A 20,213-nucleotide genomic window follows, 5' to 3' on the forward strand; every position below is an offset into this window, starting at 1 on the left:
GATCTACCACCTCGATGGCTGTTCAGGATTTGGGCGAATTTCTGCAAGGAACGTGGTCGTCTTCGAGTCAGACTGAGCGGCCGAGGCCCAAGGATGCCGCAAGGCAAAGAACTGCAATCGGGGTTCTTCGTAAACCGAGTGAAAAACTACGGAGGATTTGACCACCGTCAAATGGCCAACGGCTCTGCAACAGCTTTCGTTGGGATTTCGGCAGCGCCATAAAGGGCAGGTCAAGAGTCCTGGATTCCGGAGCGCCTTGAATCGCGTCGCCACATCGCCACAGCTCGTTCACCCCAGCGAGTTGGCCATGGCCAACTCCGTGCTCTTGTGGTCGGCCCTGCCGGCGGCACAGGCCAGATCCGCGTTCTGCTGTGCCGGTGGTGAATTCACCGAAACCAAGTACAACGAGAGCTTCTGTGCAAGTTGGCCATGGCCAACTTCTGATTTTAAGACCCCCGGTAGTGCGACTAATCTCAACCGAAATGACGATCGAATGACCGCTATCGGAGCCCGCAGGCCATTTCCAGGACCAGCTCATATCTCTGCGTTTGGCTAAAACCCTGACAAACATTGCCCATGCGATGGCCGACTTTTAAGTCAGCGCTTTCGGCGGCTTCAGGATCAATCCTTGTCATGAGCCAAACGTGAATCTTGAACGCAGCTTGGTTCGACCAGCTGTTGGCCATAGCCAACTTCTGAGAGACCGGCCCATCCCGCGAATACTATTCTCAAGCCGGATGGGAGCCATACGCCTTGAGCGAGCAGCTGAGCGTACCAGGCTGTCGATAAAGGGTAGCTCCGAGCAAGAGGTGGAAGCTGCCAGACTGATCGCTTGAAAAAGTGTTCGCATCTGCAAATGCTGCGCGGTCCAGCACAGTCAGCACGATCGCTTGTGGCTGATCCAATCCCGAACTGTGGGGTTATCACGTACCTCGCTATGGCAAATCAAGCAAGCAACAAGTTTACGGAGTTCCAGATATAGCCTGCGATAACGTCTCATGACGGGATCGGCTGGTCGAGATCTATGGCTTCAAACTCATTTCAATGCAGCGAATAGCGCCGGGCGCGAAAGCTGCCTTTAGAAAGAGCTGACCATGGCCAACACAACGATCCCGCGCGATGGTTGGCGCCGTTTGCAGAGTGCGGGAATGGCGCTTACCGCAGCGCACTAGGGCAGGGCGGCTATCTAAAAAGCCTTGATGGCGCAGGCATACCCTTATTGTGCAAAGCGTCACGTAGGCAGATGAGCAGAAGGCAGGCTTGCGAAGAGAACGTTGGCCTCGGCCAACACCCTTGCACGCCTGTTGGGGGATAGGGCGCCAAGCCTCATCAGGAAGGGATTAGGCCTCCAATTGCGCATTACAATGGTTTCCTAATGCTGCCGTACACGACAGAGCGGTTATGACCTGCAAGGCTGATAAGGTATGCTTCCGGGCGTTCGATGCGCATCGCATTCTCAGCGATATAGTTCAGAGATCTCAAGAGCTCTCCTAGCCCGAGCCTCGCCTGGGTCTTCGCTAGGCATTCCCAGCCAATCCCAACATAGTTCGCCATTGTCTGCACGATGGTTTGCAGATCCTGATGGCTCTTTGGTGGCTTGGGGAAGAGCTCCGCAATTTCTCTGCATTCATTCCACAGTTCCAGAAGCGAAGCATCGCTTCTCTCCGAGATTTTTAATGTATCTGTTTTTTGTGACTCTACTTGGCGGACATTTTGACCGTTCCCGGCGGACTCTTTCGCGGTTTCCACATGCTTGCGGTCATGGGCTGTACGCGGTTCGTTGGCTTTGATTTCCCCAGTGCAAGGATGCTCTCTGGGGTTCAGGTTGCGGGAAACATCCTGAACTTCGGAGATTTCCTTGAGCCGGGTCAGCAGTGATTTGACTTCTCTCAGCTTCAAAGTTGACCGGCGAAGTATGGTTTTTACTTGGGTCACATACTCCAGAATCTCATCGGTCAGTGTATGTGCAGCCTTCAGCAGATCGGCCCGCAGTGTCAGTGCCTGGGCGCGCAATCCGCGGATTTCTTCCTCTTCCAGCTCAATGTCGGCGGCCATCTGGATAATGTTGTCCGCGGCCAACAGGAGAGGGGTAAGATCCAGTCCGTAGGCCGCGCAGACTTTGCCATTCGATTTGATAGGAAAACGCTTCCTGGTCGGGCTATCACGTCGACGCAGAAGGCCGAGTTTCACCAGCTTTGAAACATGTCGGCGCAAGACGCGCTCGCACATATTGTTTGCGCGGCCGCAAATGGTCTGGTTCGAAGCATAGATCACGAGAATGAAGCTTGGATCTACCGGGAGCTCCGCGCCCGTCTTTGTGTCACGGCAGGGCAGAAAACTCAGCAAAGTATCAACAACAAGAACATCGCCTGTTGTGAGTCCGATTTTGCTGCGGCACTTGCGCAGTGCGCGCATGAGATCTCTGCGCAGTACCGGCCGGAAGCCTGCGTGGTCAGTTTGGACACAGCTCACCTGTGCCCCGGCACTGCATGCCGCGGATGTGATGGTTTTCATGCCTTTTCAGACGGCAAAAAGGTACCTTTCACCGAAATCGGTGTTGCAGTGGTTCATTTTTCGGGGTACCAAGTAATTGTCTAAGTTACAGGGACCCTCTGTAAAGCCTCACCGCTTTCGGGGGGTTTCTTTTTGCTTAAGTGTCTGCCTCCTTTGTGTTTTTGCTTCTGCTGCTCAACTCACCATGGGGTTGGCCATGGACAACTTAATAAAATCAATGACTTACAGGAATTGGCCAAGCGAAAACCCTGGCCAACACCCGATCACGAACCCTTCTTTGACCAGGTCTCGTATAGAGACGACAGGTTGCTTTTGACGAATTCAATGAACTCTTCCTCTTGCTTTCCGCCGACCTGGATTGTCAGTTTTCCCTTGCCTATCTGGTATTTCACCTGAGAGCCCGGGAGCTGCGTCGGAGCCGGGGCAGGGGGGCTTCCCGGCTTAGCGGCCCGTGTCGGCGTAGCGGCACGTCGTTCAATCTCCTGCAATGCTTCGATGAGCTTGTTTACCCTAGCTGGAGCCCCTTCGGCTTCACCCGGTATCAGCGCTATCATCTTATCCTCTGAAGGCGCGCACTCAAGCAGCGCCAAGCGCCGAAGTTCCATCCAGGGGCGCCTGCCGACATCATGAGCGGCACCAATGCGGTTAACTACGCCTGCGGGGATGTCTCGCACGATCGACAAGAGGCGGCTGAGCGTGCCCTTATCAACTGCGAGTGCTTCACAGATCTCAGTGCGTGAAAACTCTGCCTTTTCGAGCTCCGTTGCAAAGACCGCCTGTTCAATGAAGCTGCGCTCTAGGCGGGCTGAGTTTTCAAGTGCCTGCGAGACAAGGGCCTCACGCAAGTTCATCTCTTTGATAAGTGCGCGGACCCTAATTCCTAGCCTGCGGCATGCAGCAATGCGGCGGCGTCCATAAACAACCTCATAGCGCGGCCCTTCGCCCCGGCGGAACCGGAGCATAACAGGAAGTTCTTGGCCGGAGTTGCGGATTGATTCAACAAGGGGATCCAGTCCAACCGTAACGTCGAACCGGTCCGAAATATCGGAATCAGCAATGTCGGATACATCAACATCTTGGGCCGCCTGAGAAGCAACCTGCGTCAAGACATCAGACATGTTTAGCAACGATTTAGGCGCGCCCTCTTTCGATGGCGCGGCCGCAACTGAAGGGGCAGGGGCCTCCGGCTTCTTTTCCGCCATTTTTTGGAGGCTTTTAGCGAGCAGGTCACGCTTCATCGTCTACCTCCCGCCCCCAGGATGCCTGGATCTTGCGCTCGATATCGTCGGCAATGCCATTTATGGATTCGATGGCGCGATCGTATGTTTTCCTGTTTTTTGAACCGCTTAGGTCGACCTCGAAGACGGTCTTCTGCCCAAGTCCGGCGTCGCTGACGGCAGAGGACTTAACAAAAGGCGTCGGGATCACGCTGTCCCCCAGGATCTCCCTGATCCATTCCGCGAGATCCTGCTGGGCGCTGATCGAGGTATCGAAGCGGGTCAGCAGATATGTGAAGTTGTCGTAGGCGCCGATGCCGCCATTGGAATGGAGAACCTCAAGGACACCAGATGCCATGTTCAGGAACTGGCTTGCGGACGCAAGGTCCACCCGTTCCGGGATGATGGTCATCAACAGGGAGGTCGACGCGCAGACCGCCGACATGGTTAGGTAGCCGAGCTGCGGCGGGCAGTCGATTATGACGATGTCATAGTCATCTTCCACCTGGCGCAGTGAATCACGAATCCGGTTGAAGAAAACCGGCTGCTCCCCGCGGCTGAGGGCGGTAGGGGTTTCAGTCTCGAACTCGGATAACATGATGCCGCCCGGGACTAGATCCAAGTTCGGGAAGTACGACTTCCTAAGAACTTCCGTGATCGGGACGCGGTTGTTTTCGCCGTCATTATAGCGGATGGCATCATACAGAGTTCCGCCGTGGCGGAAGTCAATTTCGGGCTGGTATCCGAAGAAGGTTGTAAGAGACGCCTGCGGATCAGCATCGATAGCCAGAACCCTATAACCCCTCAACGCAAGTCGCTGTGACAAGTGAACAGAGGTGGTGGTCTTGGAACTGCCGCCCTTAAAGTTGACGGTAGACCAGATCTGAAGCTTATCGCCTTCACGGCGGCCTGGCAGGAACTGGAGAGGATCCTTGGCGTTCTGCGCCAGAATTTTACGGATCTCCAGGATGTCCTCGGCCGTATATGAGCGCTTGTTACCTGGGCCTTGTTCGACCTCGGGAATTTTCCTGTCGAAATGCGACTTGCGTAGGTATCCATCGCTCACGCGAAGGAGCTGAGCAACTTCTGATGAAGTGAATGTCCTGAGCTGCTTCTGTTCCTTCGGTGCGAGGAACAGCTTCGACATCGCGTCGAGCGCTTCCGAGAGCCTATCGGCGTCGGTACGAAGCTTGCTGTGCAATACTGCGTCCATATTTACTGCCCGTTCTATGGTCTTTCTGACTTCCGTTACTTGCCGTTGTGATCAAAACGAACGGTGTAGAAACGGAAGCTGAGACCTTTCTGAGGTTATCTCGTTACAAGCTATGCAGGGGCAGGGGAGCAAACTCAAGGAAAAACAGCAGGTTTAGGTTGTGCTTTTTGCTCCACAGATGGACCCGTTATTGAAGGTGAACCGTTAAGGGATTTGGGGTGAACTACTGTAAGTAACTGAAAAACAACATCAATAACTACCCACATCGTTCCTGTGGATAGTTTCCCCCTGACGCATAAACACATTGAAACGCCAAAACACATCCAAGCCGGTGTTGTAACGCAGGCGCACATGGGCACATGGCATCCGAGCGACAAAGGAGATGGCTTTGTGCTGCAGTCTTGATTCTGGAAGGGTACGGGAATCAGCTACAGAAATGCTCTGCCGCGTTTCTCGTTCATGATTTTGCTATGCAAAACCGCAAGAAGCAGTTCCGCGCGTCGCTTACCGCATGGTCAGTTGTGCGCTGCGGTGAGGTTGGCAATTCGAAAACGGCCTAGCTTAACAGGCCCCTGGTCTTGGCCCGGTCCAGCAGCATTTTTACCGACGAGGCGGACCATTTCGACCGGCCACGCGGGGTGCGCTCATGCATGGCTTCCAGCCGGTCAGCGATCTGAGCGAGCGTCATGTCCGGGGCGGCGCCCGCGATGCCGGCGATAATCGCCAGAAGCCGGTCATCCGTATCCTTGCGCGGGGCGCGCTCGAGCACCGCAGGCTCCATCAGACCCTCCCGCACATAACGCCTGACAGCGCGCTTCAGCCGCTCGATCGACCATTTCCGGGCATCGGCTGGCAGCTTTGCGTTGATGATGCGTGTCACGTCTTCCCAAGGCATATCGGGCCGCAGCCTGCGAACCTCGGGAATCCATTGGCTGGCGCTGCGCTCCAGCTTGCTGAAATGCGCCTGGTCCCGGGCGTCCCGGACCTTGCGGATGGCTTCCGGATCCTGGGACCGCAAGCCGGGGTTGCCGCCAATGCGCCCCTCGGACCGCGCCGAGCGCAATCCGGACAGGGTCCGCTCCCGGATAAGGGCCCGCTCAAGCTCAGCGGCCGCACCAAGCACCTGCAGGGTGAACTTCCCCTGCGGGCTGGAGGTGTCGACCGGGTCGCGGAGCGATTTGAAATGCGCCCCCTTAGCCTCAAGGCCCTCGATCACCTCAAGCAGATGGGAGAGGGATCGCGCCAGGCGGTCGAGCCTAACAACAACCAGCGTTTCGCCCGCTTTCAAGCTGTCGCACAGATGGCGCAGGGCTGGGCGGTCGCGGCTACCGCCGGAGCCATGCTCCTCATGGACTTCGACGCAACCTGCCGCGCGCAGCTCCTGCACCTGGGCGGCATTGGACTGCTCATCCGTTGAGACCCTTGCGTAGCCGATCAGGGGCATAGCAGCTCCGCATCGCTCAGATCCGGCGACAGGGCGGGGAGCAACCGGGCGGCGACCTGGCGCGGGAGCAGCACGGCCACCCTGAGGGAAACGGCGTTTTGCCACATTCTCACGGTCTCATCCCAGGCATCCCGGATCGCATCCGGGCTAGGAGAGGGCTTCCTTGAAAGACGTGAAGATGCTGGCCACCTCACGGGTGCTAAGCCGGACGGCTCCGTCCGGCAACTCCCGGTCGGCCCAGCCCGCCACGAGATCAGGGATAATGGTCTCAGGATCGATGTGGGCCTGATCCTCAAGCCAAAGCCGATCGAAAAGAGACCGGCCTTTCGGGGGCAGGTACCAGCTGTCCTCCTGCAGCTTGCGCCTTCCGCCCTGGTTGGGCTTGGCGAGGCCGCGGGCATTGATCAGGTTCAGCGCGGAAGGGGCCATCCCCTCGTTTTCGCGACCCACATCAGCGTGGCAGTTTCTTTTGGCCCCATGTCACGCCGCCTCCATTTCGTTTTCCGTAGTGATCAGCGCGTCATAAACGGCCAGTATTGCCTTCGCATCCTGAATGTCCTCAAGGATAAGGCGCTCTAGTTCCTGCCCAGAATAGCTGATGGCGCCTTCTTCGGAACCCAGCCCGGATTTGGTGCACTCATTGACCACCGTGAACCACTCCCTGTCCAGCACCGAACGGAAGTTCCGCGCTTCATCCCCGCCCGGGAGCCGCACGCGGCGGCTGGTCGGAATGGGGTCGTCGATCTTCGACCTGGAGAAGGTCAGCTTCAGTTTGACCGGAGTCATCTTGCGTTCTTCAGTGGAGCGGCGGGCTTAAGCCCATTCGCGGGATAGTGTTCTGTGCTCCGCCAGCGCGGCCGAGCTGGCGGTTGTTTGTCGGGTTGCTCTTGAGCAGGCCCGCGCGCTCCGCCTTGCGAAGCGCTTCCAATTTGTTGGCTCCGGTGAGGCGCGTCACATCAGTTGATGTCATACCCCGGCTCTTCTCGGCGGCGATCATCTGGGCGAGGTCTTCAGGGCTTGAAATCATCGCTTGCGCCCTCCCGGGCTGGCTGCGCTATTCCATTTTTCGCAGATTGCCAGAGGTGCGCGACAAATTCAATTTCATAAGTCATCTTCAATCGGAGGTTTGAAGACGCGTGCGATTTTCAACCATTCGCCCGGGCTGCCAGCTGTCCCCCTTGTTTCCTTGTTCCGGCCGGTGCGGCAGGGGCGGGTGCACCGGCGCTGAGCGCTGTCCCTGCGCAGAGCCAGCCGGGAAAGACGAAATCGCTTGAGTAATGTGCAAAATGACTACAATTTGCACATATGATCCGGACCCTATCTGAAACCAAAGGCAGCGGCACAGATGCCGGAAAAGGCCCCTATGATGGTGAAACCGGGGAGGAGGACCTGTGGTTCCTGCCCGGACCGCCGGAGGAGGAGCCGGACTTTCTGCCGCCGCTGCCGCGCGCCGAGCCGGATGAGCGGGCGCAGGTCGCCAAGTGGCAACAGGCGCAGGCGGCGGAGGCGCTGCATCTGGCGCAGACGGCGGCGCGGTTCGGGGCGCTGGATGAGCGGTTGCGGCGCGGGCCCGAAGGCTGGCGCCACAGGCTGGCGCTTGCAGAGGCGTCCGGGCTCAGCTGGCTGTCCGGCGACCGGATCTCCCCCGACAGGCTGGGGCTGTGGCAGGCGATGCGGGTCAGCGCGTCCGGCGATGATACCGCGGCGCTGCAGCGCACCGCCTGGGCGTTCCGCCGCCTGTCGGGCGGCCCCGGCCCGGGGGCGGATATCGCCGGGTTTCTGGGCCGCCATGACGCCCCGGGCGAAGATCCCTTGTCCGGCAGGATCGCCGGGTGGAATGCCATCATGAAAACCGCATCCGCCCTGCATCCGATCGTCCGCGCGTGCTTTGCCTTTCACCTCTGGCGGATGGCGGGGATCGGGCCAGAGGGCGACGTTCTGGAGGGCGCGGTGATCGCTGCGCGCATGTCGGCCGGCGAAGGGCAGGGTGGCGCCCTGTTTGCGCCGGTGCTGATGAGCGGGGCAGGGGGGCTGCGCGGCGGCGGCGAGCCGCAGGAGCGGCTGCACCGCTGGCTGCAGGCGGTGGACCAGGGGGTTCTCCGGGCAATGCGGCATCTGGATCAGCTGGACCAGTGGGAGAGCGACGCTCGCAGCCGCGCCAAATCCCTGTCGGGCCGCACACCGCCGCGATTGATCGAGGTGTTCCGCAGCTGGCCGCTGGTAACAGCCCCGCTGGCCGAAGAACTGAGCTGCGCCAGCCGCGCCGCGGTGCAAAGGAACATTGCCTGGTTCGAGGCGAAGAACCTGGTGCAGGAGGTGACGGGGCAGGGGCGTTTCCGCGTCTGGCGGGCGTCCCTGAGCGGCGCGGCCTGAGCGGGTTTACGGGCCGGAGCGCCGCAGCTGCCCAACAGCACCGGATTTGGCTGCGAATTCCCAAGCCGCCGCAATGGCGGGTTTATGCGGCCGGGCAGTGGGGCTGCACTATTGCGTTCCTTCGCCTTCTGAAAACCGCTATCGGCAGATATGGATACCTGGGTTGTCATCTCCTTCATTGCCGTGCTGTTCTTCCTGATCGGCACGGCGGAGCCTTTGGCCGCGCGGCTGCGGCTGCCATACAGCGCCATCATTGCCATGATCGGCATCGTGCTGGGCCTTGGCGCCAGCTTCTTTTTGCGTACCGAACTGACCGATGCGCTCAACCCCGTGGCGGAGGCAATCCTGGGGCTGCCGATCCAGGCCGAGATCTTTATCTATGTTTTCCTGCCGACCCTGCTGTTCCAGGCCACCATCGGAATGGACCTGCGCGAGATGGTCGGGGACGGCGTGCCCATCATCGTTCTGGCGGTGATCGCCGTTGTGGCGGCGACCGGGCTGGTGGGCTATTCGCTGCACTGGGCGAGCAGCCTGCCGCTGACCGCCTGCCTGCTGGTCGGCTCCATCGTCTCGACCACCGACCCGTCGGCGGTGGTCAGCATTTTCCGCTCGATTGCCGCGCCACAGCGCCTGACCCGGATCGTCGAAGGCGAAAGCCTGCTGAACGATGCGGCGGCAATTGCGCTGTTTGGCCTGTTCCTCGGCTTCGTGATGGTCGGCGTTCCCGATCCCTCGATGCAGGAGGCGCTGGCGGGCTTTCCAATGCTGATCCTGGGCGGCGCGCTGACCGGCTGGCTGGCAACAAGGGCGGCGGTCTGGGTCATGAGCCTGTTTGCGGATTTTATCCTGGCGCAGCTGTCGGTTTCGGTTGCCTTGCCCTATCTGGCCTATGTCATTGCCGAGCAGGTGCTGGGCGCCTCCGGGGTCATTGCGGTGGTCGCGGCGGGGCTGTCGCTGCACCTGGCGGCGCCGGGGCGGCTGACGCCGCAGGCCTGGACCAAGCTGTGCGAGAGCTGGGACCTGTTGGCACATTGGGCGGGAGCGATGATCTTTGTGCTGGCGGCGCTGTTCATCCCGCGCCTGCTGCAGGAAATCCGGCTGACGGATTTCGTCCTGATCCTGGTGGTGATCGCCGCCGCCATCGCGGCCCGCGCGCTGATCCTGTTTGTCATGATGCCGGCGTTGAGCGGGTTACGGCTGTCGCCCGCCATAGACCGCAGCTACCGCGCTGCCATCCTGTGGGGCGGCCTGCGGGGGGCGCTGACGCTGGCGCTGGCGCTGGCGGTGACCGAGAACGCGCTGATCCCGCATGAGACCAAGCGCCTTGTTGGCATTCTCGCCACCGGCTTTGTCCTGTTCACCCTGCTGGTTCAGGGCACGACCCTGCGCTGGGTGGTAAGCAGGCTCGGGTTGGACCGGCTCTCTGCCTTTGATGCGGCGCTGTCGCAGCAGGCGGTTGCAGTCGCACTGCAAACCGTGCGCGAAGAGGTGGCCGGCGTCACCCAAAGCTACCGGCTGAACCATGAAACCGTGCGCGACGAGGCCAAGCAGTTCGGTATCTGGCTGGACGAGGCGGTGCGGGCGGCGGAGGAAACCACCGGCATTCTGGATAAGGACCGGGTCAAGCTGGGGCTGATTTCGCTGGCGGCGGCGGAGCGCGAAGCGGCGCTGCGCCAGCTGCGGGAGCGGCTGATTTCCGCCCGCGTGACGGAGCAGCTGATCACCGGCGCCGACCGGCTGATCGAAGCAGTCCGGACCCAGGGCCGCTCCGGCTACCGCAGGCGGGCGCGGGGCATGCTGGCCTATGGCCGCGGCTTCCGCCTGGCGCTGGCGCTGCACAATCGCCTGCGGGTGCCGGTGCTGCTGGGCAGGCTGACGGCGGACCGGTTTGAATACATGCTGGCGCAGCGGGTCATTCTTGGCGACCTCGATGCCTTTGTCGACAGCCGCATCCGCCGGATCCACGGCAAACGCGTGGCCCAGCTGCTGCACGGGATGCTGGCCCGGCGGTCGGAAGCGCTGGAGGCGGCCCTGGAGGGGCTGCGGCTGCAGTATCCCGGTTATGCCGAAGAGCTGGAGCGTCTGTTCATCCGGCGCGCGGCGCTGCGGTTTGAGGAGCGCGAGTACCGGACCCTGCATGAAGACGGGCTGATCGGCACCGAAGTGCTGACGGCCCTGCTGCAGGACCTGCTTGCCCGCCGGGCGCAGCTGGACAGCCGTCCGCGGCTGGATGTGGCGGTTCAGCGCGCCGAGCTAATCCGCAGGCTTCCCTTTTTCGAAGCGCTGGACCGGCGCAGTCGCCGGCAGCTGCAGCGCAGCCTGAAGACCGTCCATGTCAATGCGGGTGGCCAGCTGCCGGACCAGGGCGGCGGCGGGAGCGTCTATTTCATCGCCTCCGGCGCGCTGGAGCTCAGGCGGGCAGGCCGGGTGACCCGGCTGGGGCGGGGCGACATGTTCGGCCATGCCGCGTTGCTGACCCCCGGTGCCCGCTTAGCCCAGGCGCAGGCCCGCGCCATCGCTCCGTCTGTGCTGCTGGAACTGCGCGAGACGGAGTTCCGCAAGCTGCTGGACCGCAGCGAGGCCTTGCGGGAGGCCGTGCAGGCGAGCCTGAGCGGTCAGAGGCCCGGCCCGGTTTTCCTGCCTGGCGCCGTTCAGAACCCGGCGGACTGACCGGCACGGACGCTTCAAAGCCTGGGACCGGGGCCTGTCGCGGCGGTTCCGCCAGAACGGCCACCTGTGCCCCCGGACGTGCGCCTGTCCGCTTTGCCAGCCCAATCATCCGGGCTAAGATTTGATCAGCGGGCCTTGGCGGCGGTTACGGGTTCGCATGGCCCGCCGCCGGGGGTCGCATGGCAGCAATTCATACCGGCCCCGGCTGGGCCTTTATTGCGGAGCGCCCCGATGGCTAAGACCAAATACATTATCGATACCGATATTCAGGCCAAGGCGAAGGTCACGATCATTGATCATGCCAAGCTGCAAAAGATGAGGAAGGGGGAGAAAGGCGTCCTGTTCGGAAAGCACTCGCCGGATTTGAAGCTGATGAACGCCAGTTTCGAATGGGATATGGACGGGAAGACCAAGAAAGCCGTCGGCCTGTCTTCGGTCACCCTGTCGATCCGCTACACCGGCCAGATCTACCTAAGCAAAGCCATAGATAAGAAATCCAAGTGCTTTTCCCTGGTCAAGGCGCATGAGGAGGAGCACCAGAAGATCTGCGTCAAGGGCGTCAAGGCGATGAATTCCGCCTGCCAGAAGATCCTGCAGAAACACACCGATGCGATGCTGCGCAAGTACAAGGGCGATTATGACGCCTTTGCCCAGGCCGAGGCGAAAGCCGCCCGGAAGGTGGCGATCGATGCCTACAAGGAAATCGATGACGGGCCGTTCTACAAGGTCGCCGTCAAGAGCCTGTCGATCGACACCGCATCGAATTACGCCAAGATCTCGCCCCACTGCTCGCAATTCGGGTGAGGGTGCAGAGGACCGCGCCCGCGGCTGAGGGAGCCTGATGATGACCGGCCATTCCGGCGGAACGCCGTGACCGGCCTGCAAAGCCTGGGAACGGTCATTCCCAGGTCTTGGCCTTCAGCCCCTTCCTGACCTCGGCGCGCAGTTCGCCCTCGATTTTCTTCACGTTGCTTCTGCAGAAGGTCTCGAAGGCCATATCAGTTACCGGATCGCGCTGCAGTAACTTGGCAATGCGTTCCCCAAGTTTTTTCTGGTCCATTTTCCCTTTGAGCGTGGTGGCATTCTGTTCGAGATACATGTGAACAGGTCTGCGACTGCTGTCAGACAGCAGGATCTTTTGGAGAATTTTGCTGGTTCCGCTGACGCCAGACCGCACGAACAGCTTGACCAGGACTTTGCTGGCGAGTTCCTTGTAAGCTTGCGAGGAAAACCGCTTCACCACGTTCTCGCCAAGCGCTTTAATCTCCTGCTCCAAGAGGCGGTCGGTCAATTTAGGTATCAGGGGCGATTTCGAGATCAGCCTCGTCGCCAATCTTGCTGCGACTCTGTTGCGGAGGATGTATTCAGCCAGTTTGGGAGCGACATATCCGCTGACGAACCTCGCAATAGTTGCGCCCGCACCGCCGGCGATTCCGCCCCGGAGCATGGCTTTGCCGATAGCCTTTGCTGAGCTCTTGTTGGTCACCGGGTCGCCAGCGATTACCTTGCCGATCTGGTTTGCACTCTCGGCAATGACCGCCGTGCCGGCGCCGATTCCGGTGCCCCAGGCAACTGTCGCCACAGCGGTGGCCGGAGCGGCAAGGGTCATCGCCGCGGCGCCGAATATGACGAAATTGATGTCTCGCACGAGGGAAAGGCCGGTTTTCCAGCCTTCGGCGGTGCCAACCACATCACTGAGCCAGTTGCCGAGACCGGTGCGGTACATGTTGATCTGCTTTTCAGCAAGCTTCATGCTGAATTCGAAGTGCTTGTAATCCCGCCTTTTGACGGTTTTTTCTAGGTTGGCGACAGCGCCGTTGGCCATCGCCTGCAAGGCCACCGGGCCGTCGCCGGACCGGATCAGGAACGAGATGATGAAATGCTCGTCGTCCAGGTCGTTTTGCATTTTGTGCCGGTATTTGGCGCTGTCCAGCTCCCGCTTCATCCGCTTCAGGCTCAGGTCCATGGCCCTGTTCAGCGCCGCCATGGACTGCTTCCATTCCTTTTCGGACAGCGGGTACTGCTTGTTGCCGACCTTCATGACATAGCATTTCGCCTTTGGGTCCGGCGTATGCACGACCATGCCTTTCTTGAGCGGCTGCTTTTTCCGGTACGCCGCCGCCGCGGGTTTGTTCTTGGGGTGCTGGAGGAGGACTTTCAGGTCCTTGACCTTGTACTTCTTTGCAATATCCTCGAACGTTTCGCCTTCCTTGACTTTGTGCTGAATCCACATAACCGGGCTCCTTCCGCCGGCGGCTGACCGCTCTGCGGTACAGGAGGCCGCCGGGTCCGCAGTCTAGCCCCTTGGCGGCCGCGGGCCTGTGACGCGCGTCACAGCGCGGGCATATGCGGAGAAGGGCGTCAGCCCGCCGCGGCAATTCTTGCCAGCCCGGCCGGGTCCAGAAGGATGATCCAGCCGTCAGCCAGGCCGATCAATCCCGCCTTCTGCCATTTGCGCAGGCAGCGGTTCACGTTCTCCCGCGATCCGCCGATCATGTCTGCGATCTCGGATTGCGACTGGGCCAGCCGTTTTGCCGGCCTGGCGCCGCCGCCGGACGCCAGGCGCAGCAGGGTCCGGGCCAGCCGGGGCGGCAGCTGAAGAAAGGCGATTTCCATCATCCGTTCGTCCGAGCGGCGCATCCGCGCGCACAGCAGTTCGATCAGCCTGACGGCCAGGTCCGGAGCGGTCTGCAGGACTTGCAGAAAGGCGTGCCGTTCGAGAATGAGCAGCGTGCAATTGGTCAGGGCATGCGCGTCTGCGCTGCGCCCGCCGCCGTCCAGCAGGGCGATTTCGCCGAAGACGTCGCCCTGGTTGAGATCGGTCAGGACGACATCGCGTGCGGTGGGCGCCATCGCGCTGATCCGCACGGTGCCGCGGGCGATCGCCATCATGCTGTCGCCTGGCGAGCCGCAGCGGAAGATCTGCGCGCCGGCCTCATGCCGGCGCAGATGCGCGCGGGCGGCCAGGCCGTGCAGCACCGTCCTGTCGAGCCCGGCAAACAGGGCGCTTTGTGCCAGCAGCGCAGCTTTGGCGGCGAGGCTTTCCTCCGTCATGGTCGTCACAATCCGCGTTTGGCGCCGGAAATCCGGCAATTCCGCATTTCATTTGGTCATCCCCTAAAACTAGGCCATTATGGGCATCTGATCATCATGCTGAAGCGGTCTTGGCGAAAACGCGGGGGGTGCTTGTTGAGGAAAGCGTTTCTGATTTTTACCAGTGTTCTGGCTGCTGCCGTTGCGGTGAGCAGCGCAGCTGTGGGCCAGCAGGGCGGGTCCTGCCAAACAACCGAAGCGAGCGATCCGCCGCGGGTCATTCTGAGCTGCGCGAACGGGCTGGTCATTGAGGCGGAAGCCCCGGACGTAAGCGCATCGGGGTTCCGGCTGCCGGCCTTGCAGGCGCCGCCCGTGTCGGTCGATGTGACCAGCCAGGGCGTGCTGGTCACGCTGCCGCCCGGCAAGGGGCCATTTCAGATCATGACCCCGCACGCCATCGTTTCGGTGCGCGGCACTCTGTTCGTTGTAGACGTCACTGCAGTCGGCACGGCGGTTTTCGTCGTTGAAGGGCTGGTCGAAGTGCGCCGCCTGGATGGCAGCGATCCGGTGGAGCTGGGCGGGGGCGACGGGGTCACGGTGTCGGCGGGAACGCCGATGGAGGTGAAGCAATGGCCCGCTGAGAAGGTTTCGGCACTCCTGATGCGCTTTGGGCGATGAAGTCGCGGCTGCCGCTTTGGGCTGCAGCGGCGGCGGTGATCGCGGCCTGGGCCTGGGCCGGCCTACTGGGGGTTTACCATATCGCGGGGCGCGCCAGCGCCCTGGACCGGGCCGAGGCGGTGTTCGCCGACTGGCGGCTGCTGATCGCCGGGCCGCGCCCCGCGCCCCCGGACGTGACAATTGTTGCGCTGGATGATGCCACCGTGGCGGCGGCCGGCGGGTATCCGGTCAGCCGCAGGTCGCTGGCGGAGCTGATCCGCGCGATTGCAGCGGGCGGTGCCAGGGTGGTGGCGCTGGACCTGCTGCTGGTCGACAGCACCGAAGCGGACCGCGAGCTGGCGCGGGCATTGGAGTCGCTGCCGGTGGTGATCGCGTCAGCCGGGCTGTTCGGCCCGGACGAAACCGGTCGGCCAGCGGTCCCGAAGACTTCCGGCGAAATCGGCCCGCGGCCGGAGTTTGCCGCCGCCGCCTCGGTCGGACTTGCCAATATCGCGGCAGATGCAGGCGGCACGCCGCGGCACCTGCCATTGGTGTTCGAGACAACCGAAGGCCTTGCCCCGTCCTTTGTCCTGCAGGCGGTGTCGCTGTTCCTCGGTGATGCCGTGCCTCTGGTGCCGGGAGGCGCACGGGTGGCGGGCGAGGTGCGGCCGATGGACATCGCCTGGCACCTGCCGCTGCGCTACTACGGGGCGCACGGCACCCTCAGGACAATCAGCGCGCAGTCGCTTTTGGACGGGGCGGAGGCCGGCCTGGACGGGCAGCTGGTGCTGCTGGGGGCGACGGCAACGGCGGTCGGAGACCGTTTTAGCGTTCCCTTTGACCAGGTCATGCCGGGAGTCGAGGTGCTGGCCACCGGGATCGCCAATTTGCTGCACGGCTCTCAGCTGGTGCGCGGCGGCCGGGTGCGGCGGCTGGATGCGGCGGTGACGCTGGCCCTTGCGGCCTGCGGCGTTCTGGCGGTATCGCTGCTGCCGCTGGCGGCGGGGAGCACGGTTTTCCTGGGCCTGCTGGCGGGGTGGGCTGCTGCGGCCGCGCTCCTCTTCGGCAATGGTTACTGGTTCAGCCTGGCGCTACCGCTGGCAGGTGCGGTGCCGCCGGTTTTGTGCCTGATGCTGGTGCGCCAGATGTTCGACCGCAGGCAGGCCAAGCTGCAGGTTATGGCCCGGCAGGCCTTGGGCCTGTTTCACGCTCCGGCTCTGTCCCGCCGGATTGCGGATGATCCGGCTTTTCTCAAATCGCCGCGCGCGCAAGACGCCGCGATCCTGTTCGTCGATCTGGGCGGGTTTACCGGCACCTCCGAGCGCCTCGGGCCGGCCGCGACCCGCGACCTGCTGAAGGTGTTTCACCAGCTTGTCGTGGAGGAAGCCGAACAGCTGGGCGGCGTTGTGCTTGATTTCATGGGCGACGGCGCCATGATCGGCTTTGGCATTCCGGACCCGGGGGCGGAGGATGCGGAGCAGGCGCTGCGGGCAAGCTTCGGCCTGGCAAGTCGTATCCGGTCCTGGATTGCGGGCTCGCCGGAATGCCAAAGCCTGAAGGGAATGCGGGTGGGGGTGCATTGCGGCCCGATCATCCTGTCGCGGCTGGGTCATGAACGGCAGCAGCAGATTTCGGCCTCCGGCGATTGCGTGAATGTGGCCAGCCGCCTCATGGAGGTTGGAAAAGCGCATGGGGCGGCGATCACCGCGTCGTCCCGCCTGCTGTCGCGTGCAGGCCGGACGGCGGCAGACCTGCCCCGGCCGGATGTGACGAAGCCGGTCAAGATCCGGGGGCGCCGCGGAGACATCGAAGTTGTAATGTGGATGCCGGCCTAGCCCTTTTCGTGGCGGGCGCGTTCCAGCGCGATCACCCGCCGCCGGAAAGTCTCACGGCTGACCTCCACCCGTTTCCCGGGGTAGGTGCCCACGATGCTGCCGATCATAACGGCGATAAACAGCACGCCGATGTAGTAAATCCTTCTGATAACCGTTCGGATGAGTGGGGGAAGTGTGACCGTACAAATGCGGTGGGATTATTGGTCTTGTACCCGACTCAATTGCTGCTTATCGAAACCAATCTCGGCTGAAATACGAGCCGCCGCCACGGATACGGCTTCAATCTGGCTCTGCTCTGGCGGGGTTTTAATAAATTCGGTCAGGCTGACGATGGCAATCGTAGCGATGGGCGCCCGCTCTGAGTTGAAGATCGGACACGCAAGTGCATTCAGGCCCAGCATGGTTTCATTTGGCGCGGTTGCCCAACCCTGGCCGGCGATGTTGTCAATGTGGGCAAGAAGCTCTGCTCTGTCCGTGATAGTGAATTTGGTGCCTGCGGCAAGCGTTTCCGGAATCACATCTTGGCGCGCATGTTCCGGCATCGACGCTAGGGCAACTTTGCCTTGGGCCGAATTTGCAAACCCAAGCAGCGATCCAGGGCGGACACCAACGTCGATCTGCATGTTGCCATGCAGTGTGTTTAGGATCCGGATGCCATCCTCTTCAATCTTTCCCAAGCTGACGGCGTGCCCGGTACGGTCACGAAGCGTTCGCATATGGGGCATTGCCACTGAGGGCAGATCCACCGTACCGGAAGCCGCTTGACCCAGGGCAATCAGCCGGGATCCAATTCGGTACCTTTCGGTTGTTCCGGATTGGGAAATGTATCCAAGCGAAACCAGAGTGCGCAGATGGCGGTGGATCCGGCTCTTGGTTGTGCCAAGCGCCGAGGCCAAGGCGGTGACACCCATATCCGCATCCGCATTCGCAAGAGTTTCAAGGACTTGCAATGCAAGTGCGACGCTCTGAATCACGTCTTTATTTTCCGCGCTTTCCGCCACCATGGATCAGGCTCCTTTTTGTTTCGGCCGCGTAAACCTGCTCAAACCGCTCTGGTTTCGCAATGCTTGACAGCGCCGGATGTCTGTATTTATGTTTCGCTTGCAAGAACATCATGTATCGTCAGGCGAAACATATCAAGGGAAAGGGAGCGGAAATGACAGCTATCATCTCACAACCGTCCCGATGCTTGGCGGGCGGATACACAGGCGGGAAAGGGTTCAAGGATGTATGACAAATCGGATCCGCGGGCGTCGCTTGCCCCGGCTGGGGCAAACGACATGACGGGGCAAACCGGACTGGTAACCGAACAGCAGGAGGGGCGGTTTTACACCGCAGTTCCCCAGCTTGAAGATGGTACTGGCAAGACCTGGCTCATGAGGGGGCAAAATTTCCTGATCAGTTTTTCCCAGACCGTGTCTGGCGCCGTCTTCGAACGCAGCGGTCAAGTGGATGAATATGCGGTGCTGCTGCCAAAAGCCGGAGCGGTCATCGAATGGGAGGGAACCCGCGAGACGGTTCCGGGGTACTCCATCGCCTTTGTCCCGCCAGGCGACAGCCGCGTTGAAATGCCCGGCGGCGGCGAACTGGTGCGCCTGTTTTCCACCCAAAGCACCGATCTGGCCGAAGCCTGCAGCAATGCACGCAGCTATGATACACCACGCACTCACATCCCTGCTTTTCAGCCCTGGCCTGAACCCAAGGACGGTTGGAAAATCCGGTCCTATTCGCTGAACGTGCCGAAGGAAGACGGGCAATTCGGCCGGATCTTCCGCTGCACCACGTTGATGATAAATGTGCTGGACCCCTTCGACGGTCCGCGCGATGCCGCGAAAATGTCGCCGCATCATCACGATGACTTCGAACAGGGCTCTTTGGCCTTGAGCGGGGAGTTCACCCACTACCTGCGCTGGCCCTGGACCACTGACATGGCAGATTGGCGAGACGACGAGGCAATAGAGATGGCCTCGCCCTCCATGCTGGTCATTCCGCCGCCCGTTATCCACACAACACGGGCGAGCGGGGCAGGAAGAAATCAGTTGGTCGATGTTTTCAGCCCACCGCGCAAGGACTTCTCACAAAAGGCGCGATGGGTGCTGAACGCCGAGGACTATCCGATGCCGGAAGATCCTGCGGAAGGCCCGGTCTAGATGCCAGAACAAAAGCAACAGCCAGTCACCGCGGTATCCGCGCTGGCGCGCAGCACATACCCACTAGGATTTCGGGAGGAGAAACCGATGATCACCAGACGAACCCTTTTGCAGACAGGCGCAGCCTTGACTGCAACTCTGGCCATGCCACACGTTGCACGTGCTTCAGGCAAGCCCATGAAGATTGCCCATGCCGCCAACGAGCTGCACCCTGGCCACAAGCTGGCCACCAGTTTCGCAGAGGCTCTGGAAGAACTTATGCCGGGCGCCTTCAACGTGCTAATCTTTCCGAACCGCCAGTTGGGCGACGACAAGCAGCTTCTGGAAGGCGCGGTAGCTGGGACGATGGATGTCACCGCCGTGTCTGGCGTGCTGATCCCGCTGGTCACTGGCCGGCTGGCGATGAACGGCTGGCAGTTGCCGTTCCTTGTGCGCGACTATGATCACTTTGGCGAACTGGCGCTAGGTGATGTGGGACAAAAGATTCAGAACGACCTGCGCGAGGCCGGGCTGATCGGGCTGGCCACGGCCGATACCGGCCAGCGGCATTTTCTATCGGTCAAAGACCCGGTTACATCTCTTGACCATTTGGCAGGGCTGAAGACGCGGATCGTTCCCGTGCCGCTGCACAAACAGATTTGGGAAACGCTGGGAACGTCGCCGGTGGGTATGCCTTATGGCGAAGTGTACGGGGGACTGGAAACCGGCGTGATTGACGCAGTGGAAATCAATATCTCCTCTATGCTGGGCGAAAATCTTTGGGAAGTCGGCAAGCATCTCACGCTGACCGGCCACTATCCTTGGCATATGACGACTCTCATGTCGGAACGCTACTGGGACACGCTCAGCGACGAGGAAAAAGCCGCTGTCACAGAGGCCGGTCGCCGGTCGGTTACAGCGACGCTGGCCTATGCAAAGTCACAGGATGCCGAGGGCCGCGATACCTTGACGCAGAAAGGCGTCGAAGTTTTGGAACTGGCGGATCTGGACGCAATGCGGGCCAAGGTGACGGGTGTGACTGCGGAATGGGCCGCCAAAGACCCGCTGATCGCAGAACTTGCCGCCGCCGCAGTCCAGACTGGCCAGGCAAAGTGAGGTTTTCCCCAC

18 protein-coding genes are annotated in these 20,213 nt (G+C 61.2%); 7 read left to right on the forward strand and 11 right to left on the reverse strand.

The window, feature by feature from the left end:
* Nucleotides 1-1,359: 1,359 nt before the first annotated feature.
* The 7 genes from repC to ACXAED_RS23735 form a co-directional block, all read right to left on the reverse strand.
* A complete protein-coding gene (repC, locus tag ACXAED_RS23705; protein WP_475054170.1) occupies nt 1,360-2,514 on the reverse strand; it encodes a plasmid replication protein RepC in 1,155 nt (384 codons plus the stop codon).
* 263 nt (nt 2,515-2,777) lie between these two features.
* Nucleotides 2,778-3,752 carry a plasmid partitioning protein RepB gene (gene repB, locus ACXAED_RS23710; protein WP_475054172.1) on the reverse strand — a complete coding sequence of 325 codons (975 nt, stop codon included), beginning with the start codon at nt 3,750-3,752 and terminating at the stop codon, nt 2,778-2,780.
* On the reverse strand, nt 3,742-4,944 hold the full coding sequence (repA, locus tag ACXAED_RS23715; protein ID WP_475054174.1) for a plasmid partitioning protein RepA: 1,203 nt from the start codon (nt 4,942-4,944) through the stop codon (nt 3,742-3,744). The genes repB and repA overlap by 11 nt, the downstream gene beginning before the upstream one ends.
* Nucleotides 4,945-5,500: 556 nt before the next feature.
* Nucleotides 5,501-6,388 (reverse strand): recombinase family protein, encoded by an 888-nt coding sequence (locus tag ACXAED_RS23720; RefSeq protein ID WP_475054175.1) that lies wholly within the window; start codon nt 6,386-6,388, stop codon nt 5,501-5,503.
* Between the two features lie 147 nt (nt 6,389-6,535).
* A complete protein-coding gene (locus ACXAED_RS23725; protein WP_475054178.1) occupies nt 6,536-6,817 on the reverse strand; it encodes a hypothetical protein in 282 nt (93 codons plus the stop codon).
* A gap of 51 nt (nt 6,818-6,868) precedes the next feature.
* Nucleotides 6,869-7,174: a hypothetical protein gene (locus tag ACXAED_RS23730; protein ID WP_475054180.1), complete on the reverse strand. Its 306-nt coding sequence runs from the start codon at nt 7,172-7,174 to the stop codon at nt 6,869-6,871.
* A gap of 10 nt (nt 7,175-7,184) precedes the next feature.
* Complete coding sequence (locus tag ACXAED_RS23735; protein WP_475054181.1) at nt 7,185-7,415, reverse strand: hypothetical protein; 231 nt, start codon at nt 7,413-7,415, stop codon at nt 7,185-7,187.
* Between the two features lie 278 nt (nt 7,416-7,693).
* Here ACXAED_RS23735 and ACXAED_RS23740 point away from each other — a divergent pair, with 278 nt between their 5' ends.
* The 3 genes from ACXAED_RS23740 to ACXAED_RS23750 all read left to right on the forward strand — a co-directional run bounded on the left by ACXAED_RS23740 (nt 7,694) and on the right by ACXAED_RS23750 (nt 12,235).
* A complete protein-coding gene (locus tag ACXAED_RS23740; RefSeq protein WP_027233711.1) occupies nt 7,694-8,761 on the forward strand; it encodes a hypothetical protein in 1,068 nt (355 codons plus the stop codon).
* 150 nt (nt 8,762-8,911) lie between these two features.
* The gene (locus ACXAED_RS23745; protein ID WP_027233712.1) at nt 8,912-11,431 is read left to right on the forward strand and encodes a cation:proton antiporter; all 2,520 of its coding nucleotides are present in this window, start codon (nt 8,912-8,914) and stop codon (nt 11,429-11,431) included.
* A 231-nt stretch (nt 11,432-11,662) separates the two neighbouring features.
* Nucleotides 11,663-12,235, forward strand: coding sequence for a hypothetical protein (locus tag ACXAED_RS23750; protein WP_027233713.1), 573 nt, complete (start codon nt 11,663-11,665; stop codon nt 12,233-12,235).
* A gap of 94 nt (nt 12,236-12,329) precedes the next feature.
* Here ACXAED_RS23750 and ACXAED_RS23755 read toward each other — a convergent pair whose 3' ends face one another.
* Together ACXAED_RS23755 and ACXAED_RS23760 are read right to left on the reverse strand one after the other, a co-directional pair.
* Nucleotides 12,330-13,664 (reverse strand): LysM peptidoglycan-binding domain-containing protein, encoded by a 1,335-nt coding sequence (locus ACXAED_RS23755; RefSeq protein WP_027233714.1) that lies wholly within the window; start codon nt 13,662-13,664, stop codon nt 12,330-12,332.
* Between the two features lie 128 nt (nt 13,665-13,792).
* Nucleotides 13,793-14,485 (reverse strand): Crp/Fnr family transcriptional regulator, encoded by a 693-nt coding sequence (locus ACXAED_RS23760; RefSeq protein ID WP_027233715.1) that lies wholly within the window; start codon nt 14,483-14,485, stop codon nt 13,793-13,795.
* Nucleotides 14,486-14,620: 135 nt separating this feature from the next.
* On the opposite strand from ACXAED_RS23760, the gene ACXAED_RS23765 reads away from it, so the two are divergent.
* Together ACXAED_RS23765 and ACXAED_RS23770 are read left to right on the forward strand one after the other, a co-directional pair.
* On the forward strand, nt 14,621-15,142 hold the full coding sequence (locus ACXAED_RS23765) for a FecR domain-containing protein (RefSeq protein WP_036796645.1): 522 nt from the start codon (nt 14,621-14,623) through the stop codon (nt 15,140-15,142).
* Nucleotides 15,139-16,956 carry a CHASE2 domain-containing protein gene (locus ACXAED_RS23770; protein ID WP_462829577.1) on the forward strand — a complete coding sequence of 606 codons (1,818 nt, stop codon included), beginning with the start codon at nt 15,139-15,141 and terminating at the stop codon, nt 16,954-16,956. The genes ACXAED_RS23765 and ACXAED_RS23770 overlap by 4 nt, the downstream gene beginning before the upstream one ends.
* Here ACXAED_RS23770 and ACXAED_RS23775 read toward each other — a convergent pair.
* Entirely contained in the window at nt 16,953-17,081 is a 129-nt protein-coding gene (locus tag ACXAED_RS23775) for a hypothetical protein (protein WP_260033388.1), read from the reverse strand. The genes ACXAED_RS23770 and ACXAED_RS23775 overlap by 4 nt on opposite strands.
* Nucleotides 17,082-17,153: 72 nt before the next feature.
* The gene (locus ACXAED_RS23780; RefSeq protein WP_027233718.1) at nt 17,154-17,960 is read right to left on the reverse strand and encodes an IclR family transcriptional regulator; all 807 of its coding nucleotides are present in this window, start codon (nt 17,958-17,960) and stop codon (nt 17,154-17,156) included.
* 276 nt (nt 17,961-18,236) lie between these two features.
* On the opposite strand from ACXAED_RS23780, the gene ACXAED_RS23785 reads away from it, so the two are divergent.
* Together ACXAED_RS23785 and ACXAED_RS23790 are read left to right on the forward strand one after the other, a co-directional pair.
* On the forward strand, nt 18,237-19,106 hold the full coding sequence (locus tag ACXAED_RS23785; RefSeq protein WP_475054184.1) for a cupin domain-containing protein: 870 nt from the start codon (nt 18,237-18,239) through the stop codon (nt 19,104-19,106).
* A complete protein-coding gene (locus ACXAED_RS23790; RefSeq protein ID WP_084299317.1) occupies nt 19,107-20,201 on the forward strand; it encodes a TRAP transporter substrate-binding protein in 1,095 nt (364 codons plus the stop codon). It abuts the gene before it with no gap.
* Nucleotides 20,202-20,213 lie beyond the last annotated feature (12 nt).

The organism is Leisingera sp. ABM4_103 (assembly GCF_056158685.1).

Excerpts from the sequence above, each read along its gene's own strand:
- repC (WP_475054170.1), bottom strand. The coding sequence starts at position 2,514 with ATGAAAACCATCACATCCGCGGCATGCAGTGCCGGGGCACAGGTGAGC.
- repB (WP_475054172.1), bottom strand. The coding sequence starts at position 3,752 with ATGAAGCGTGACCTGCTCGCTAAAAGCCTCCAAAAAATGGCGGAAAAG.
- repA (WP_475054174.1), bottom strand. The coding sequence starts at position 4,944 with ATGGACGCAGTATTGCACAGCAAGCTTCGTACCGACGCCGATAGGCTC.
- ACXAED_RS23720 (WP_475054175.1), bottom strand. The coding sequence starts at position 6,388 with ATGCCCCTGATCGGCTACGCAAGGGTCTCAACGGATGAGCAGTCCAAT.
- ACXAED_RS23725 (WP_475054178.1), bottom strand. The coding sequence starts at position 6,817 with ATGGCCCCTTCCGCGCTGAACCTGATCAATGCCCGCGGCCTCGCCAAG.
- ACXAED_RS23730 (WP_475054180.1), bottom strand. The coding sequence starts at position 7,174 with ATGACTCCGGTCAAACTGAAGCTGACCTTCTCCAGGTCGAAGATCGAC.
- ACXAED_RS23735 (WP_475054181.1), bottom strand. The coding sequence starts at position 7,415 with ATGATTTCAAGCCCTGAAGACCTCGCCCAGATGATCGCCGCCGAGAAG.
- ACXAED_RS23740 (WP_027233711.1), top strand. The coding sequence starts at position 7,694 with ATGATCCGGACCCTATCTGAAACCAAAGGCAGCGGCACAGATGCCGGA.
- ACXAED_RS23745 (WP_027233712.1), top strand. The coding sequence starts at position 8,912 with ATGGATACCTGGGTTGTCATCTCCTTCATTGCCGTGCTGTTCTTCCTG.
- ACXAED_RS23750 (WP_027233713.1), top strand. The coding sequence starts at position 11,663 with ATGGCTAAGACCAAATACATTATCGATACCGATATTCAGGCCAAGGCG.
- ACXAED_RS23755 (WP_027233714.1), bottom strand. The coding sequence starts at position 13,664 with ATGTGGATTCAGCACAAAGTCAAGGAAGGCGAAACGTTCGAGGATATT.
- ACXAED_RS23760 (WP_027233715.1), bottom strand. The coding sequence starts at position 14,485 with ATGACGGAGGAAAGCCTCGCCGCCAAAGCTGCGCTGCTGGCACAAAGC.
- ACXAED_RS23770 (WP_462829577.1), top strand. The coding sequence starts at position 15,139 with ATGAAGTCGCGGCTGCCGCTTTGGGCTGCAGCGGCGGCGGTGATCGCG.
- ACXAED_RS23780 (WP_027233718.1), bottom strand. The coding sequence starts at position 17,960 with ATGGTGGCGGAAAGCGCGGAAAATAAAGACGTGATTCAGAGCGTCGCA.
- ACXAED_RS23785 (WP_475054184.1), top strand. The coding sequence starts at position 18,237 with ATGACGGGGCAAACCGGACTGGTAACCGAACAGCAGGAGGGGCGGTTT.
- ACXAED_RS23790 (WP_084299317.1), top strand. The coding sequence starts at position 19,107 with ATGCCAGAACAAAAGCAACAGCCAGTCACCGCGGTATCCGCGCTGGCG.